Annotated in this window: 18 protein-coding genes; 14 read left to right on the top strand and 4 right to left on the bottom strand. The window is 64.5% G+C overall.

All coding sequences use genetic code 11. The features are described from left to right. Window positions 1–45 precede the first annotated feature (45 nt). Both pqqE and D3P04_RS20320 read left to right on the top strand, forming a co-directional pair. Window positions 46–1,206 carry a pyrroloquinoline quinone biosynthesis protein PqqE gene (gene pqqE, locus D3P04_RS20325; protein WP_119751703.1) on the top strand — a complete coding sequence of 387 codons (1,161 nt, stop codon included), beginning with the start codon at window positions 46–48 and terminating at the stop codon, window positions 1,204–1,206. A gap of 54 nt (window positions 1,207–1,260) precedes the next feature. After that, window positions 1,261–2,037, top strand: coding sequence for a quinoprotein dehydrogenase-associated SoxYZ-like carrier (locus D3P04_RS20320; RefSeq protein ID WP_119751702.1), 777 nt, complete (start codon window positions 1,261–1,263; stop codon window positions 2,035–2,037). A 226-nt stretch (window positions 2,038–2,263) separates the two neighbouring features. Here D3P04_RS20320 and D3P04_RS20315 read toward each other — a convergent pair whose 3' ends face one another. The 3 genes from D3P04_RS20315 to D3P04_RS20305 all read right to left on the bottom strand — a co-directional run bounded on the left by D3P04_RS20315 (window position 2,264) and on the right by D3P04_RS20305 (window position 6,348). Beyond that, on the bottom strand, window positions 2,264–3,994 hold the full coding sequence (locus D3P04_RS20315) for a heme biosynthesis protein HemY (RefSeq protein WP_119751701.1): 1,731 nt from the start codon (window positions 3,992–3,994) through the stop codon (window positions 2,264–2,266). A gap of 11 nt (window positions 3,995–4,005) precedes the next feature. After that, entirely contained in the window at window positions 4,006–5,598 is a 1,593-nt protein-coding gene (locus tag D3P04_RS20310; RefSeq protein ID WP_147391969.1) for a COG4223 family protein, read from the bottom strand. 96 nt (window positions 5,599–5,694) lie between these two features. Continuing rightward, window positions 5,695–6,348: a uroporphyrinogen-III synthase gene (locus tag D3P04_RS20305; protein ID WP_232845104.1), complete on the bottom strand. Its 654-nt coding sequence runs from the start codon at window positions 6,346–6,348 to the stop codon at window positions 5,695–5,697. A 78-nt stretch (window positions 6,349–6,426) separates the two neighbouring features. Here D3P04_RS20305 and tsaD point away from each other — a divergent pair, with 78 nt between their 5' ends. The 9 genes from tsaD (at window position 6,427) to truA (ending at window position 13,578) form a co-directional block, all read left to right on the top strand. Then, window positions 6,427–7,494, top strand: coding sequence for a tRNA (adenosine(37)-N6)-threonylcarbamoyltransferase complex transferase subunit TsaD (gene tsaD, locus D3P04_RS20300; RefSeq protein ID WP_119751698.1), 1,068 nt, complete (start codon window positions 6,427–6,429; stop codon window positions 7,492–7,494). Then, window positions 7,491–8,432 (top strand): NAD(P)H-dependent glycerol-3-phosphate dehydrogenase, encoded by a 942-nt coding sequence (locus tag D3P04_RS20295; protein WP_119751697.1) that lies wholly within the window; start codon window positions 7,491–7,493, stop codon window positions 8,430–8,432. The genes tsaD and D3P04_RS20295 overlap by 4 nt, the downstream gene beginning before the upstream one ends. Continuing rightward, window positions 8,429–8,704 carry a YciI family protein gene (locus D3P04_RS20290; RefSeq protein ID WP_119751696.1) on the top strand — a complete coding sequence of 92 codons (276 nt, stop codon included), beginning with the start codon at window positions 8,429–8,431 and terminating at the stop codon, window positions 8,702–8,704. Before D3P04_RS20295 ends, D3P04_RS20290 begins: the two co-directional genes overlap by 4 nt. Beyond that, window positions 8,704–9,117: an EVE domain-containing protein gene (locus D3P04_RS20285; RefSeq protein WP_119751695.1), complete on the top strand. Its 414-nt coding sequence runs from the start codon at window positions 8,704–8,706 to the stop codon at window positions 9,115–9,117. The genes D3P04_RS20290 and D3P04_RS20285 overlap by 1 nt, the downstream gene beginning before the upstream one ends. 143 nt (window positions 9,118–9,260) lie before the next feature. Next, window positions 9,261–9,506, top strand: coding sequence for a DUF4170 domain-containing protein (locus D3P04_RS20280; RefSeq protein ID WP_119751694.1), 246 nt, complete (start codon window positions 9,261–9,263; stop codon window positions 9,504–9,506). Continuing rightward, window positions 9,506–10,681, top strand: coding sequence for a 3-deoxy-D-manno-octulosonic acid transferase (locus D3P04_RS20275; protein WP_119751693.1), 1,176 nt, complete (start codon window positions 9,506–9,508; stop codon window positions 10,679–10,681). Before D3P04_RS20280 ends, D3P04_RS20275 begins: the two co-directional genes overlap by 1 nt. Continuing rightward, entirely contained in the window at window positions 10,681–11,658 is a 978-nt protein-coding gene (lpxK, locus tag D3P04_RS20270) for a tetraacyldisaccharide 4'-kinase (protein ID WP_119751788.1), read from the top strand. Before D3P04_RS20275 ends, lpxK begins: the two co-directional genes overlap by 1 nt. Window positions 11,659–11,835: 177 nt before the next feature. After that, window positions 11,836–12,798: a 5-bromo-4-chloroindolyl phosphate hydrolysis family protein gene (locus D3P04_RS20265; RefSeq protein ID WP_119751692.1), complete on the top strand. Its 963-nt coding sequence runs from the start codon at window positions 11,836–11,838 to the stop codon at window positions 12,796–12,798. Continuing rightward, a complete protein-coding gene (truA, locus tag D3P04_RS20260; RefSeq protein ID WP_119751691.1) occupies window positions 12,799–13,578 on the top strand; it encodes a tRNA pseudouridine(38-40) synthase TruA in 780 nt (259 codons plus the stop codon). On the opposite strand, the gene D3P04_RS20255 is transcribed toward truA, so the two are convergent. After that, window positions 13,551–14,339: a sugar transferase gene (locus D3P04_RS20255; protein ID WP_408634412.1), complete on the bottom strand. Its 789-nt coding sequence runs from the start codon at window positions 14,337–14,339 to the stop codon at window positions 13,551–13,553. The genes truA and D3P04_RS20255 overlap by 28 nt on opposite strands. A gap of 153 nt (window positions 14,340–14,492) precedes the next feature. Between D3P04_RS20255 and D3P04_RS20250 the strand changes: the two genes are divergently transcribed. From D3P04_RS20250 to tsaB, 3 genes are all read left to right on the top strand, one after another. After that, on the top strand, window positions 14,493–14,948 hold the full coding sequence (locus D3P04_RS20250) for a universal stress protein (protein ID WP_119751690.1): 456 nt from the start codon (window positions 14,493–14,495) through the stop codon (window positions 14,946–14,948). 61 nt (window positions 14,949–15,009) lie between these two features. Next, the gene (locus tag D3P04_RS20245) at window positions 15,010–15,570 is read left to right on the top strand and encodes a NifU family protein (RefSeq protein ID WP_119751689.1); all 561 of its coding nucleotides are present in this window, start codon (window positions 15,010–15,012) and stop codon (window positions 15,568–15,570) included. Then, window positions 15,563–16,055 (top strand): tRNA (adenosine(37)-N6)-threonylcarbamoyltransferase complex dimerization subunit type 1 TsaB (tsaB, locus tag D3P04_RS20240; protein ID WP_119751786.1); only part of this gene is annotated, 493 nt, incomplete at its 3' end. The genes D3P04_RS20245 and tsaB, both read left to right, overlap by 8 nt.

Here is a 16,055-nt window from a genome sequence, read left to right as displayed (position 1 = left end):
CGCGACCATTTCCATCACGATCCGAAGCTCCCCTAAGGATTCGCCATGAAGGACCTTCCCACCCAACCCCGCGATCTTGACGGCAATCCGGTCACGCCCGGCCTGCCGATGGCGATGCTGGCCGAGATCACGCATCGCTGTCCGCTGGCCTGCCCCTATTGCTCGAACCCGGTTGAACTGACCCGTGCGGCTCAGGAAATGCCCGCCGAGGACTGGGCGCGCATTTTCCGCGAAGCCGCGGATCTGGGGGTGCTTCAGGTCCATATCTCGGGTGGCGAGCCCGGCGCACGGCGCGATCTGGCGCAGATCGTCGCATCGGCGCGGGATGCGGGACTTTACGTCAATCTCATCACCTCGGGGATCGGCATCACCCGGGCGCGTCTGGAAGAGCTGGATCAGGCCGGGGTCGATCACGTTCAGCTTTCGCTGCAAGGCATCCGCCCCGACATGGCCGACCGGATCAGCGGTCATCCCGGCTCGTGGGACAAGAAGATGGGTTTCGCCGGATGGGTGGCCGAGATCGGCTTTCCTCTGACCATCAACGCCGTTGTCCATCGCCAGAACATGGAGCGCCTGCCCGATATGATCGCCCTGGCCGAAACCCTTGGCGCAAGGCGGATCGAGGTTGCGACCGTGCAGTTCCACGGCTGGGCCGATCTGAACCGCAAGGCCCTGATGCCCACGCGCGAGCAGGCGGCTTTTGCCCGGCAGGTCGTCAATGACGCCCGCACAAGATTGCGCGGCAGACTGGTGATCGATTACGTTCCCGCCGATCACCATGCCGTCTATCCCAAGGCCTGCATGGGCGGCTGGGGCTCGACCGGACTGAATGTCGGCCCCGACGGCACTGTTCTGCCCTGTCACGCGGCAGGTTCGATCACATGGATGCGGTTCGAGAATGCCCGTGATCGCCCACTCTCCGATATCTGGCATCTTTCCGAATCCTTCAACGCCTTTCGCGGCACGGAATGGATGCCCGAACCCTGCCGCAGTTGCGATCGCAAGACACTGGATTTCGGCGGATGCCGCTGTCAGGCGATGGCGATTGCCGGCGATGCCCGCGCGACCGACCCGGTCTGCTCGAAATCGCCGCTGCATGCGCAGGTCGTGGCCCGCGCCGAATCGGATGCTGCAACTGACACCACAGCGGATACCGCCGAACTGATCTATCGGCGGATGAAGAAGACCCGCGAATTGCAGGGATAATATGCTATGATGGCAACCGGCTTTGTTTAAACCCGGGGTGATCTGGAGGGGGCAATGAAAGGTTGGCTTGTTGCAACGGCGCTTTTGACGGCCGCGCCCGTCTGGGCCCAGGAGAATGCTCTGCGCCCTTCGGAGACATGGGAGGATCTGCGGGAATCCGTCATCGGTCTTACCGAAGAGCCGCCGGTGGACCCTGCCATGCTGGATCTTGACGCGCCGATCCGCGCCAATGACGCGGCCATCGTGCCGATCCGGATAAGCCAGCCCTCTGACGCCCCCGCTCTGACGGATCTCATGCTGGTGATAGACGCGAACCCGGCCCCGGTCGCCGCCGAATATACATTTGGCGAAGCATTGATGCCGCTGGATTTCGAGGTTCGGGTCCGCGTCGACGCCTATACGGATCTGCGCGCCATCGGGACATTGGCGGATGGCGGCAATGTGATGGCAGGGCGTTTCGTCAAGGCATCAGGTGGATGCTCGGCCCCGGCGGGCAAGGATATGGCGGCGGTCAGGGATAGTATGGGCGAAATGCGCTGGAAAACCGCGCAGGAAGACGGTCGCACTCTGGGCACCCTGATGATCCGGCACCCGATGTTTTCCGGGTTGCAACGCGATCAGGTCACGCTGATGAACATCCCCGCCCATTTCATCGACCGGCTGGAGGTCAAACAGGGCGATGAAGTGCTGTTCACCATGGAAGCCGGGATTTCGGTCAGCGAGGATCCGGTGTTCCGCTTTGCCTATGAACCCAATGGCCAGCCGATCAGCGTTCATGCCGAGGACACCGAAGGCAATATCTGGGATCAGACATTCGACGCCGCCGGATAGACGGTCGGCGCGATCAACGCAGTCGTTTCAGCCGCGCCGGTCGCAGAACGTCTTAGAGCATGACACCCGCCCGGATTCGCGCCCTTTCCCCTTCTTCTTTGTCCAAATACCTCGGGGGGCGCCGGCGGGTCGCGCCACTGGTTCAAGAGACCTGCCGGCGACGGGCAGCGCCCCCGGCCATCGCGGGACGCAAGCAACCGGCGTTTCCGATCCAACGCGACCCGTTCTAGCTGACACGCCCTGACGCGGGACTGTCCGGCGGCTCGACATCCGGACGGACCGGCGTGAACTCTGCCTCTTGCTCGTCCTTGCGATCGGTGGCGGAGCGGTCAGGGGCAGTGGAGCTTTCATCGCCGCTACCGGCTTCGGCGGAGGTCTCGCGCGTGGTGACGGTGACCGACGGATCGACATCGACATCCACGTAATCCTCTTCGCGCGGGACCATCCCCGGCGCGACATCCGCGATCTCGGTCTTAGCCGGCGCTTCCGGCTTTTGCTGCGGCGCTTCGGAATCGGAAACGGCGGCATCCGCATCCGCGATGGCCGCAGGGTCCGAAGTTGCCGTCCCACCCTTGTTCACCGGCCCCACAAGCAATGGAAGCATCTCGGCACCCGAAGTCGCCGGGGCCGGATCCTTCATCTCGGGTTCGCGCCATGTCAGCGTATCGAAACCGCCGCAGCTATCGCAGACCGGCGCCCAGTTGGACATGATGTTGTGGCATTTGTCGCAGACCCATTGCGGGCCGCGCGAAGCCGTCAATGCGCGCGCCAGCCAGCCCCGGACGACGCTGTCATCGGCCCCCTCGCCGCGTTCGACCGCCGCCATGATCGACAGGGTGCGCACGGTCGGATGCGCCTGCGCCAGATCGCCAAGCGCACGGCGGGCGCCGGGGAAATCCTCGGCCGCCAGCAGCAGCTCGGCTTTCAGCAGGCGCGATTCCTCGTGATCGGGGTTCTTGCGCAGAAGCGCGTCGAAACGGCGCAGACGCTGGTTCGGCGTCTCGTCCGGCACGATCTCGGCATAGGCGGCAGCGATATCGGGATGCGGCCGCACCGACCATGTCTTTTCAAGGATGCGGGTCGCATTGCGGAAATTCTTCTGCGCGATATAGCCCCGGGCCGCCAGCACCGCCGCAGGGATCAGATCGGGCGACGCCTTGGCCGCCGAGATCGCCGCCTCGCGCGCACTGACCGAGTTTTCGCTCGACAGCACCTCGCTGGCCTCCTGCAGCGCCAGAACGGCGTCGCGGCGGATCGCGACATCCTTCGTCAGTTCGCCCTGACGGCGCTTGTCCTTCAGCGTGGCACGCGCGCCCTTCCAGTCATGCTCACGCGTCTGAAGTTCCAGCAGCGTGTTCTGAAGCTCCTTGTGCTTCGGCTTGATCGCATAGGCTTTCTGGGCCAGCAGCATCGCGGATTTGGTATCGCCCTCGTCCAGTTTCTGCTTCATCAGCCCCCGGATGCCGACGAAACGCGTGCGCTCATCCTCCAGCAATTTGCGATAGGTCGCATTGGCCCGCGCGGTATCACCCGCGACCTCGGCGGCCTGCGCGGTCAGAAGATTGGTGATATGCGGCCGGTCAAGGAATTTCTCGGCCTTCGCGGCCTTGTCCAGCGCAAGCTTCCCCTCGCCCGAGGCGATGGCAAGCATACCCTCGCCAAGCGCATCATATCCCTTGCGCTCGCGCGAGCGGGTGAAATAGCGGCTGATCGAGGTTTCATCCCCCGCAAGAAAACGCAGGAAGGCAAGCACCAGTCCAAGCAGCTTGAACACCAGCCATGCCAGCACCATCAGCACAAGCAGCGCGACGACCGCCTTGACCGGCGTCAGCATGATCTCGGTGCCGGCATATTCCAGGAACAGCGGCTGCGCGGTCTCGGACAATTTTATCGCACCAAGGGCAATCGCCAGAACCGCAGCAAAGAAGAATAGTATCTTCAACAAGGACAGAAACATGGGCCGGGTCCTTAATTCGTGGATGTCGTCAGGTCGGACAAGGCCGCCTGCGCATCATTGTAAGCCTGTGCCCCTGCCAGCCATTCGGCCATGGCAGGAACCTGTCGGGCGTTTTCGGGCAATGCCTGCATCTCCTCCAGCGCGGCGGCGATATCGCCCGCCTCGACACTGGCATTCGCCCGGGACAGCACCGCATCGGCATCATCCCCTTCACGCGGCGCAACCGAACGCGCACCCGTCTGGGCCTTCAGGAAATTCGTCAGGGCATTCCCGCCGCCGCCCTCGGCATCCGACGTCGACACCCGCAGGACCGCGCGCGACGCGTCGCCAAAGCCGTCCTGCAAGTCATCAAGGCTTGGAATGTCCTTTTGCAGCGCCTCGGGCGCATCCATGCCGGCATCGGTGAATGCCTGCTGCGCCTCCTGCGCGGTCACGCCCTTGTCAAGCGCCGCCTGCAACGAGGCAACCGCCGCCACCGCCTGAGCCCGCCGGGTGCTTTCCGCGGCTTCCTCTTGCAGCTTGGCGGCTTCTTCCTGAACGGCGGCGATCCGGCTTTCGACATCGCTGGCCATGCCGCCGATCTGTTCCTGCAGGCTCTGCGCCTCGTCGGCAAGCGCCTGCACGCGCTCGGCGGCTTCGGGATCGATACTGGGCCGGGCTTCAAGCTGTGCGATCTTCGCCGCCTGCTCTTCAAGCTGCTTTTGCAACCCGGTCAGATCGATTGCCGGCGCTTCGGGATCATCCGAGGGAACCAGCGACGCATTCCCGGCATCAGAGGGCTCTGCGCCTGCATCCGCAGAACCTTCGGTTGCGGCCTCCGGCGTTTCGGAACTTGCTGCACCCGCTTCTTCCAGCGCGGCAATCCGCTGGGTGTGTTCCTCCAGCATGGCCTGAATATCATCCGGCAGCGCCGCCTCTGCCACCGGAGCATTTGCGACGGCCTCTTCGGCGGCTGCGGTCGCGGCGGTGACCGCTTCTTCACGGATCGCCCCGGCGTCGATCCCGGCCTCCTGTTCGGGAAGCCAGCCTGCGGGCAAATGGGGAAGCGCCCAGATCGTCGCGGCAGCCCCCAGCCCGGCAGCAACCACCCCGCCAAAGGCCACCGGCCAGAAGCCGGTCTTGCGCACGGTCACCTGCTGTTGTGGCGCAGGCGCCGGTTCGGTCACCCCGGCCGGTGTAGCCTCCGAAGCGGGCGCCTTTTCCGAAGCGACGGCGGCGGCCTGCGCAGGCTTGCGTGCATCGACCGGCGGAACCCCGCCCTTGATCTCCGCAGCCGGGGTATCCTTTGGGGTATCCTTGGTCATATCCGCCGATTCCGATGGCTGTTCGGCCACTTCCGGCTGATCGGTCACGGGATTCGCGCTATCCTGCTTCGCCTCGGCCGCCGGGCGTCCGGTACCGGCCTTGCCGACAAGGGTCGAATCAACCGGGCTGATAACCCCTCCGCTGGCCGCGGCGGAATCACCTTTGCCTTCACCCACATCCCTTGTCGCGACGGCACCCGGCTCTGCCGCCTCTTTCTTCAATTTCAACGTCTCGGTTGGCTGTTCCGGCTGAGATTCCGTCGAAGTCTTCGAGGCTTTGCTTTTGCTTGGCTTGGTCACATTCGGTCCCCGTCATCACACGCCATGGCGAAATACATGCTGCCATGTCTTTACGCTAACCTACTCAGGCAACGCCACAGTCTCAACCCGATGTGATCAGCTTTGTTCCATGCCCGCCATTAGTCGGATGGCCGAAATCATTGCCCCGGCGATCGGGGTTTCGGCGATTATCTGCCTGCCCGAAGGCCCTTGCCATGCCTGCGCAACCGCCGGGCTGATCGCGGCAATCCACAATTCCGCACGGCAATCCGTCATATATCCGGCCAAAAGCCGTGCCGAGCGCGGAGAAAACAGCGGCAGCAGAACCGGCGCTTCACCGGCAAGCAAGGCCCGCGCATCCTCGTTCAGCGGCTGCGCGATCTGATCATAGACCACCATTCCCTCGACCGGCAATTCGCGGGCCAGATAGCGGCCATGCGGGTGGATCAGCGGCGTTTCCGCCGATTCGATCAGCGGGAACAGGGAGTCCGCGAACCCGTTGCCTTCCCGCGTCTCGAAACCTGCCTCCCGCGCGACCTGTGCCGTACGCCCGCCCACGCAAAGCGCCAGCCGCCCGCGCCCCGGCCCCGCAGACGCCACCGCATGGGCCGAGGTGAAGACCAGCCCCCGCGCCGCGCGCAGCCGCGCCGCATCATGCGCCACCGGTTCGATCCGCAGGACGGGCGAGATCACCGCCCGGAATTCCGGCAGCATCGCGGCGAAGCGCCGGGAATCCGCTTCCGGGCGTGTCAGCAACAATCCTGCTGTCATTCGGCTTGGCATTGGCAATTCCCGTCCGGCGGTGCTACTTGCTTCTGGGTAAGCGCCAATCCCTCTCCGGGCAAGAGCATGGACGACCTGATTTTCCTTGGCATCGAAAGCAGTTGCGACGATACCGCCGCCGCCATCGTCACCGGCGAGAGGCGGATTCTGTCCTCGGTCGTCGCGGGCCAGACCGAGATGCATGCGGATTTCGGCGGCGTCGTCCCCGAAATCGCGGCCCGCGCCCATGCCGAGCGGCTGGATCATTGCGTCGAGCAGGCACTGCAAGAGGCCCGGCTGGGCCTGTCCGATCTGTCTGCTGTGGCGGTGACCGCAGGGCCGGGGCTGATCGGCGGGGTCATGGCCGGGGTGATGACAGCCAAGGGGATCGCGGCCGGGGCCGGGTTGCCGCTGGTTGGCGTCAATCATCTGGCCGGCCATGCCCTGACGCCGCGCCTGACCGACGGGATCGGCTTTCCCTATCTGATGCTGCTGGTCTCGGGCGGGCATTGCCAGTTCCTGCGTGTCGACGGCCCGCAGGAGTTCCACCGTCTTGGCGGCACCATCGACGATGCCCCGGGCGAGGCGTTCGACAAGCTCGCCAAGCTGCTGGCCCTGCCGCAACCCGGCGGCCCTTCGGTCGAAGCCGAGGCGCGGCTGGGCGATGGCGACCGGTTCGAACTGCCCAGACCGCTTCTTGACCGGCCCGGCTGCGACATGTCGTTTTCCGGCCTGAAAACCGCCGCGCTGCGCCTGCGCGACCGTCTGATCGCCGAGCAGGGCGGGTTGCGGCAATCCGACCGGCAGGATCTTTGCGCGGCGTTTCAATCCGCCATGGCCGGAATCCTGGCCGAGAAATCCCGCCGCGCGCTGGCCGCCAGCCCGGCTCCGGCTCTTGCCGTAGCGGGCGGGGTCGCCGCCAATCAGACCATCCGCGCGGCCTTGCAACAGGTCGCGGCCGAATCGGGGGCGCAGTTCCTTGCGCCTCCGCTGCGGCTTTGCACCGACAATGCGGCCATGATCGCATGGGCAGGCATCGAGCGTTACCGCGAAGGCGCACGCGACGGCATGGATCTGGCCGCCCGCCCCCGCTGGCCGCTGGACCAAAGCGCCGCGCCGATGCTGGGCAGCGGCAAGAAAGGGGCAAAGGCATGAAGCTGGCGATTCTGGGCGCGGGAGCATTCGGCACGGCGCTTGCCGTCGCGCTGTCCGCCAATGGGCCGGTGACGCTTTGGGGGCGCAGCACCGGCTGGAGCCGCGAGAACCCGCGCCTGCCCGGCGTGACCCTGCCCGATGCGGTCACCGTGACCGACGATCTGCCACGCGCGGCACAGGCGGATACATTGTTGCTGGCCCTGCCCGCGCAGAAGCTGAACGATTTCCTGACCGCAAACGCTCGCATCCTGCGCGGCAAGACCCTGATCAGCACCGCCAAGGGCATTGACCTGACTCGCCTGACCGGCCCGTCGCAACTGATCGCCACCGCCTGCCCCGATGCGGCGGTCGCAGTGCTGACCGGCCCGTCTTTCGCCGCCGATATCGCGCGCGGCCTGCCTACGGCCCTGACGCTAGCCTGCACCGATGCCGGGCGCGGCAAGGTGCTGCAACATGCGCTGTCGACACCAGTCCTGCGGCTTTACCGAACCACGGATGTCACCGGCGCGGAACTGGGCGGGGCATTGAAAAACGTCATCGCCATCGCCGCCGGAGTCGCGATCGGGGCCGGGCTGGGCGATTCCGCTCGCGCGGCGATCGTCACCCGGGGCTTCGCCGAGATGTCGCGCCTGTCCGCCCGGCTTGGCGCGCGCCCGGAAACGCTGGCCGGTCTGTCGGGGCTGGGCGATCTGATGCTGACCTGCTCGTCGATGCAATCCCGCAATTTCCGCTTTGGCCATGCGAAGGGCGCAAGGCAGGATTTCGATGCCGCCACCACGGTGGAAGGCGCAGCCACCGCCCTTGCCGTCACCGGACTGGCCCGGCAGATGGGCGCGGATGTGCCGATCGCTGCAATGGTCGCACAGCTTGCACAGGGCAGCGTTTCCGTGGGAGATGCTATGGAACTGTTGATGAACCGTCCGCTGAAGGAGGAATGATGCCGCTTTTCGCCGTGATCTGCCGGGACAAGCCCGGCGCGTTGCAAACCCGCCTCGATACCCGCGAGGCGCATCTTGCCTATATCAATGACACCGGTATCGTCGCCATGGCCGGTCCCCTGCTGGAACAGGGCGAGATGCGGGGTTCTCTGGTCATTCTCGACGCGGCGGATCTGACCGCGGCAGAGCAATGGGCCGCGAATGATCCCTATAAATCCGCCGGGCTGTTCGACAGCGTGCAGGTGACGGAATGGAAGAAGGTGATCGGCTGATGGCTTACTGGTTGTTCAAATCCGAGCCCGATGTTTTCGGCTGGGACGATCTGGTTGCGAAGGGCGATCAGGGCGAGGAATGGGACGGCGTGCGCAATTATCAGGCCCGCAACAATATGCGGGAAATGAAAAAAGGCGATCTGGGCCTGTTCTATCACTCGAATCAGGGCAAGGAGGCGGTCGGCATCTGCGAGGTCAGCGCCGAAGCCCATCCCGACAGCACCACCGATGATCCCCGCTGGGAATGCGTGGATGTGAAGGCGGTCAAGCCGCTGCCACGCCCTGTCTCGCTGGAGCAGGCCAAGGTCGAGCCGCGGCTGAAGGATATGGCGCTGGTGAACAATACACGCCTGTCCGTCCAGCCCGTGACCGATGCCGAATGGGCCGTGGTCATGGAACTGGCGGGGCTGTAGGCGCCGAACCGCCGCACAGCGACTTTGACGGACGGCCGTCACAGCCGACGTTCACGAATCGCTTACGATCATAACCGGAACCGCTTCATTTCGTGCCGTCCCGGCGTTACGCTTATCCAAAACAGCACGACCAAGGAGATCCCATGGCACAGCGACTTCACCTCGTTTTCGGCGGCGAGCTTGTCGATCCGCAGCGGAACGAGTTCCGCGACACCAACGCCATCCATATCGTCGGCGTCTTCCCCAATTACCAATCCGCCTATAACGCCTGGAAATCCGAAGCGCAGCGCACGGTAGACAGCGCGCATACCCGTTATTTCATCGCGCATCTGCATCGCCTGCGCGACGAGGAACAGGCAGCCGGGCCGACTGAAGAACTTGGCAACTGATGGCCCTTGCGGGGCTGGGACGGCTTGGCCTGTGGCTGCATCTGCGCCACGGTTCCGGTGTTTCGGGCGGGATTTCCCTGCCCGAAGGCCAGGGCCCGTTGCTTTTCCTCAGCTACGCGCAATCCCGCAAACTTGCGGCCGATCGGATTTCCGCGATCCTGAAGAAAGCCCGCCCCGACCTGCGCATTCACGAGGTGAATCCCGGAGACCCCATCGATCCGGACAAAAATCGCGGCATGATGCGGCATCTGCTTGGACAAGCCCGCCCTTTCGCAGTGCTTCTGCTTGGAACCGACCTGCCCGCCGCATTGATCTCGGAGGCGGTCGCACAGGAAATTCCGGTTATTCTGGGCGAGGCCGATCTGGAACCGCGCGAGCAGCGCTGGACGCTGACCGCCGGAATGAGGCGCGATCTGCTGAATTCGCTGACCATGACCTTCGCCACCGACACCGCCAGCCACGAGACGGCGCGGCGCATGGGCATCGCGCCGCGCCGGGTCACGATGACCGGCCCCATCACCGAGATCCGCGATCCCCTGCCCTGCAACGAGGCCGAGCTTTCGGTCATTGCCGATCTTCTCAACGGCCGTCATTCGTGGCTTGCCACCTGCGTCCCCGCCTCCGAGGAACAGGCGGTGCTGACCGCGCATCGCGCCGCCTTGCGTCAGGCCCATCGCACCTTGCTGTTTCTGATCCCCGCTTCCGCCGAACGCATCGGGCCGCTGGAGGAACGATGCGAACGGAATGGCCTGATCGTCGCCCAGCGGGCAATGGATGAAGAGCCGCTGGACGATGTTCAGGTGCTGCTTGTGGATTCCCCCGAAGAGCTGGGCCTTTGGTACCGTCTGGCGCCGGTGACCTATATGGGAGGCACCTTATCCGGGGATGACGGCGAAACCCGCCACCCGTTCGAGCCGGCGGCGCTTGGATCGGCCATCGTCCACGGACCGGCGACAGGACGCTTTGCGACCGAATGGCATCAGCTTGACGCAGGCGGCGCGGCGCGGCAGGTTGCCAATCCGGATGACTTGGCGCGTGTCATCGCCGAACTCACCCTGCCCGAACTGGTCGCCGAACTTGCCAGCAATGCCTGGACCGTTGGCACCGGTGGCGCAGGAGTCGCCATGCAGATCGCCGCTTACATACTGGATCTGCTGAGCAAGGTCCGGACATGATGCGCGCGCCCGCTTTCTGGTATATCCACCCGCCAAGCCTGCAAGCCCGGATGCTGGCGCCGCTGGGCGCGCTTTACGCCCACGCCACGGCGCGGCGATTGCGGCGCGGCGCGCGCATCCACGTCGGCGCGCCGGTGATCTGCGTCGGCAACCTGAACGCTGGCGGCACCGGCAAGACACCCACCGTGATCCATCTGCAGCAATTGCTGCAGGCACGGGGCATCGCCGCGCATGTCGTGTCGCGCGGTTATGGCGGCAGCGCCTCGGGGGTTCTGCGGGTCAGGGAACGGGACCATGACGCATCGCTGACCGGGGATGAACCTTTGCTGATGGCGGCGTTCGGCCCCGTCTGGGTCGCGGATGACCGGGCAGCCGGGGCAAGGGCGGCCATCGCCGCCGGGGCAGAGGCGATCATACTTGACGACGGGTTTCAGGATCCGGCTCTGGCCCATGACCTGTCGCTGGTCGTCGTCGATGCCGCCAAAGGGTTCGGCAATGGCTTGTGCCTGCCCGCCGGGCCGCTGCGCGAACCCGTCAAGGCGGGGCTGGCACGTGCCGATCTGCTGCTGTCCATCGGCGACGGCCCGGCGCAGGCACGGTTTACGCCGCCCGCCGGCCTGCCGCGCCTGCAGGGACAACTTGCGCCACTGCAAACCGGGATCGACTGGCAGGGTCACCGGGTGCTTGCTTTCGCTGGCATCGGCCACCCCGAGAAATTCTTTACCACGCTGCAGGGACTGGGGGCGGAACTGGTTCGGGGCGAGGCGCTGGACGATCATCAGCCCTTCACGCCCGCATTGCTGAAACGGCTGGAGACCGAGGCGCAGATGCAGGGCGCACAGCTTGTGACGACCGAAAAGGACGCCGCGCGCCTGCCCCGCGATTTCCGCGCCAGGGTGCTGGCATTGCCGGTGCGGCTGGAGATCGACAATCCCGACCCGCTGACACAGGCGCTTGACCGTTTGTTTCCCGCCTGACCGGCTTTTCCGCCCATCCGCTTTGCAATTCGCCGGATCGTGCCGATATATAGCGGGAACCGCCCGTGCGAGAGGAAGGACATCATGTCAGGCAAGGCGATGCAAAGATTGAGTTTTTATCTGCTTGTGCTGCTGGCGCTTTATGCGTCCCTTGCCGGCGCGGGATAAGGAGCGGGCATGTCACAACGTTACGGCGGCAAGTTCTCTCCCGGCGGGATTACCGGCAATTCCGGTCGCATGCCCGCAATGGAAACCCGGCATCGGCTGCAGGGAAGGCCGAAATGGGTCACCATTGCCGCGATGCCGCTGCTTCTTACTGCCTTCTTTCAGGATCCGGCCGGGCTGGTCGCCAATCTGGCAGGCTTCGGGCTGATCGCTGCGGGAATGTGGATGACCGGCGAAGGTCTGAAGGCCGAGGCCGCCTATGACCGCCGCCGGGTCGCCCGCCGCCCGGCCATTCCCCGCAAGCTGTTCGGGGGCGTGATGGCCGCTCTGGGCCTTGGTCTGGGCGCGTTCGAACCGGGCGCGATGGTCGGAAGCGGGTTGATCGGCGTGGCCGGTCTGGGCTTGCACTGGCTGGCCTTTGGCGCCGATCCGATGCGCAGCAAGGGGATGGAAGGCATCGACAGTTTTCAGCAGGATCGCGCCGCCCGGATGATCGCCGAGGGACAGGCCCATCTGGACGAGATGAAGGACGCGATCCGGCGCAGCGGTGAAAGACGGCTGGAAGCCCGGGTGGCGATATTCGAGGCGACCGTGCAGGAATTATTCGATCAGGTCCGCGAAGAACCCGCAAATCTGGGCGCGGTGCGGCGCTATATGGGCATTTATCTGATGGGCGCGCGCGACGCGACGGTGAAATTCGCCGATCTCTATGCCCGTTCGCAGGATGCCGGCGCGCGGGCGGCCTATGAGCAGTTCCTGACCGATCTGGAAAATGATTTCAATGCGCGCAGCAAACAATTGCTGGAGGGTGACCGCAGCGATCTGGATATCGAGATTTCTGTATTGCGCGACCGGCTGGCACGCGAAGGGGTGCGCCCCGCCGATACGGATACGCGCCCGGCGCTGGGATCCGAGGATGCGCAGACGCTGGACGATCTTCTGACGATGCCCGAACAGGAAAAGACCAAGCGATAAATGCCCCGTTACGCCCTGAAGATCGAATATGACGGCGGTCCCTTTTCAGGCTGGCAGGCGCAGGCCGACCAGCCGTCGGTGCAGGAAGCGGTCGAAAATGCCCTGTCGCGGCTTGACCCGGGTTTCGCCGAAGGGGCGCGGATCGCGGCTGCGGGCAGGACCGATGCCGGCGTGCATGCCACCGGTCAGGTCGCCCATGCCGATCTGGGCCGCGAATGGGACCCGTTTCGCCTGACCGAAGCGCTCAATTTCCATCTGAAGCCTGCTCCGGTTGCGATTCTGGCGGCGGCGCGGGTGGCTGACGATTTCCACGCCCGTTTCTCGGCCACGGAAAGGCGCTACAGCTTTCGGCTGATCGCCCGCCGCGCACCGGTGACACATGAGAAAGGCCGGGTCTGGCAGGTCACGCACCACCTGGACGCAGAGGCGATGCGCCAGGGTGCCGCCCATCTGATCGGAAAGCATGATTTCACCACCTTCCGCTCGTCGATCTGTCAGGCGCAAAGTCCGGTCAAGACCATGGACGAGATCCGGATCGAGGAACGCGAGATCCCGCATGGTCAGGAAATCCTGTTCCACCTGCGGGCGCGATCCTTCCTGCATAATCAGGTCCGTTCGATCGTCGGCACGTTAGAGCGGGTGGGCGCGGGATCATGGCATCCCAGCAAGGTGGGCGAAGCACTGGCAGCATGCGACCGCGCGGCATGCGGGCCGGTCTGCCCGCCGCAGGGGCTGTATTTGACGGGCGTGGGCTATCCGATCGGAATCTTCGGCGATTGAGGGCGATTGCGGTGCCGGCGGGGACGCTCTTCCTGCCGGGAAAGCACGATCTTGGCGGTATTCCACAAAATCCACAAATCAAGCGCCAGCGAGTTCTGATGCAGGTAGATCAGGTCGATCCGCAGCTTGGCGGGCAGGCAGCGGCGGTAATAGGCACGCTCGGTCGCTTCGGCGCTGTCGCAACGGGCAAGAATGCGATCCTCGTGCCGATGATAGATCAGCGTGGCAAGGCCGGTCACGCCGGGACGGCAGCGCAGGACCTGCTTGTAGGTCAGGGGAAACCGCTCGACATATTCACGCAGCGGAGGGCGCGGGCCGACAAAGCTCATTTCACCGCGCAAAATATTGAAAAGCTGAGGGAATTCATCTATCCGGCTGCGCCGCAAGAAGCGGCCGATCGGGGTGATGCGCCAATGTTTATGCGCCCCGGTTGCGCCGGAATCCTTGTCCTGCAACAGCATGGTCCGGAACTTCAGTTGCCGGAAGCTTTGCCCCGGCGCCCGCATCCGTTCCGCCCGGTACAGGATGGGCCGCCCCTGCACGATAAGCAGGATCAAGGCCACAACGGCCATAACGACCGACAGCGGGATCAGCAAAGCCACGGCGAATACGACATCGAACAATCTTTTCCGAAACGGATGACCGACAGCTTCGGCGCCATCCTCATCCTGCTGCAGAACCAGATTCGCATTGGTGACATCCGCAAGGCTTATCGCCTTTGCGCCAAACTCGCCCCCGCCCCAATCACGATGGATGGTCACCCCGGAATCCCGATTATTTTACCCGCTTAGTCCTTGATTAACACGGTATTCATTGCATGGGAACCCAGAGTTGGGTTTGACAAGAGGTGGCTTGCCTATTTGCTACACATGGGTCACTTTAAAAGTGATTTTCCAAGCAAGGCGCGGTTTTCGATGCGCAAGTTTCTAGTCCTGCTGGACGACAGTCACGAATGTCTGAACGCGATGCGGTTTGCCGCCATGCGCGCGGCGAATACCGGCGGCGGCGTGGTCATCCTGTCGGTCATCCCCGCCAATGATATTCAACACGGCTTCGGCGTCGCCGATGTCATGCGGGCCGAAGCGCAAGAGCGGATCGAGGCGCATTTCGAGGTCTTTGCCAAATGGATGCGCTCGCGCCAGAAGGTCGAGCCGGAATTGCGCATTCGGGAAGGCGACCCGGCCGAGGAACTGATCGCACAGATCAGCGAGGATGAGGAAATCGGCATTGTCGTTCTTGGACTGAACAGCGACAAGGCAGCCGCGAACCCGGTCCTGAGCAGGCTTCTGCGCGAGGCGGGGCCCCTGTCCTGCCCGATCACGGTCGTGCCCGGCGATCTTTCGAAAGAACGTCTGGAGGCCATTACCTGACGCAGGCGATGCTTGACCCGCACCCTCCGCGTCGCCATATCGGAACCAAAGGAGCGCAGTCATGTTCATCCAGACCGAAACCACGCCGAATCCGGCGACGCTGAAATTTCTTCCCGGCGAGACCGTGCTGGCCAGTGGCACCGCCGATTTTCCGAATGCGGGGGCAGGCGAAAAATCGCCTCTGGCACGGCGGATATTCGCGATCGAGGGCGTCACAGGCGTGTTCCTCGGCCGCGATTTCGTGACCGTGACCAAATCCGAGGATGCCCCCTGGGACCATCTGAAACCCTCGATCCTCGGCGCCATCATGGAACATTTCCAGTCCGGCGCCCCCGCCATCGAGGGCGAAGCGCCGGCAAATGATGGCCATGCCACCCATGACGGCCCGGATTCCGAGATCGTCGGGCAGATCAAGGAACTGCTGGATACCCGTGTTCGTCCGGCCGTGGCACAGGATGGCGGCGACATCACCTTCCACGGCTTTGATCGCGGAATCGTCTATCTGCATATGCAGGGGGCCTGCGCGGGCTGCCCCTCGTCCACATTGACGCTGAAAATGGGGATCGAGAATCTGCTGCGCCATTACATCCCCGAGGTGATCGAGGTCAGGCCCGTTGCCTGAACCCGTCGTCCTTGGCTTCGACACATCGGCCGCGCATTGCGCGGCCGCTTTGCTGTGCGAAGGCAGGATCATGGTATCCCGCCACGAGGAAATGGCCAGAGGCCAAGCCGAACGGCTGTTTCCGATGCTGGAGGAAATGCTGGCCGAAGCCGGGCTGGGCTGGCGCGACCTTGATGTGATCGGTGTCGGCACCGGTCCGGGCAATTTCACCGGCATCCGGGTTGCCGTCGCGGCGGCGCGTGGGCTGGCATTATCGCTGAGCATCCCCGCCATCGGTATCAGTGCGCCCGAGGCCGCCGCTTACGGGCTTCCGCGCCCGTGCCGGGTGATCTTGCCCGCCCGCCGCGATCAGGTGATCTGGCAGGATTTCGGTGACGGCGGGGAGGCAGGTCAACCGCAGCTTGCCGCGCCCGATTCGCTCCCGCCCGGCCCGGCGCAGGCTGCGCCCGTGGTTCCGCTGGCCGAAGCGATCGCGCAGCTTGCCC

Origin of the sequence: Paracoccus onubensis, assembly GCF_003591515.1 — a bacterium.
Classification (GTDB): domain Bacteria; phylum Pseudomonadota; class Alphaproteobacteria; order Rhodobacterales; family Rhodobacteraceae; genus Paracoccus; species Paracoccus onubensis.
This window is presented reverse-complemented; position numbering and strand designations above follow the sequence as displayed.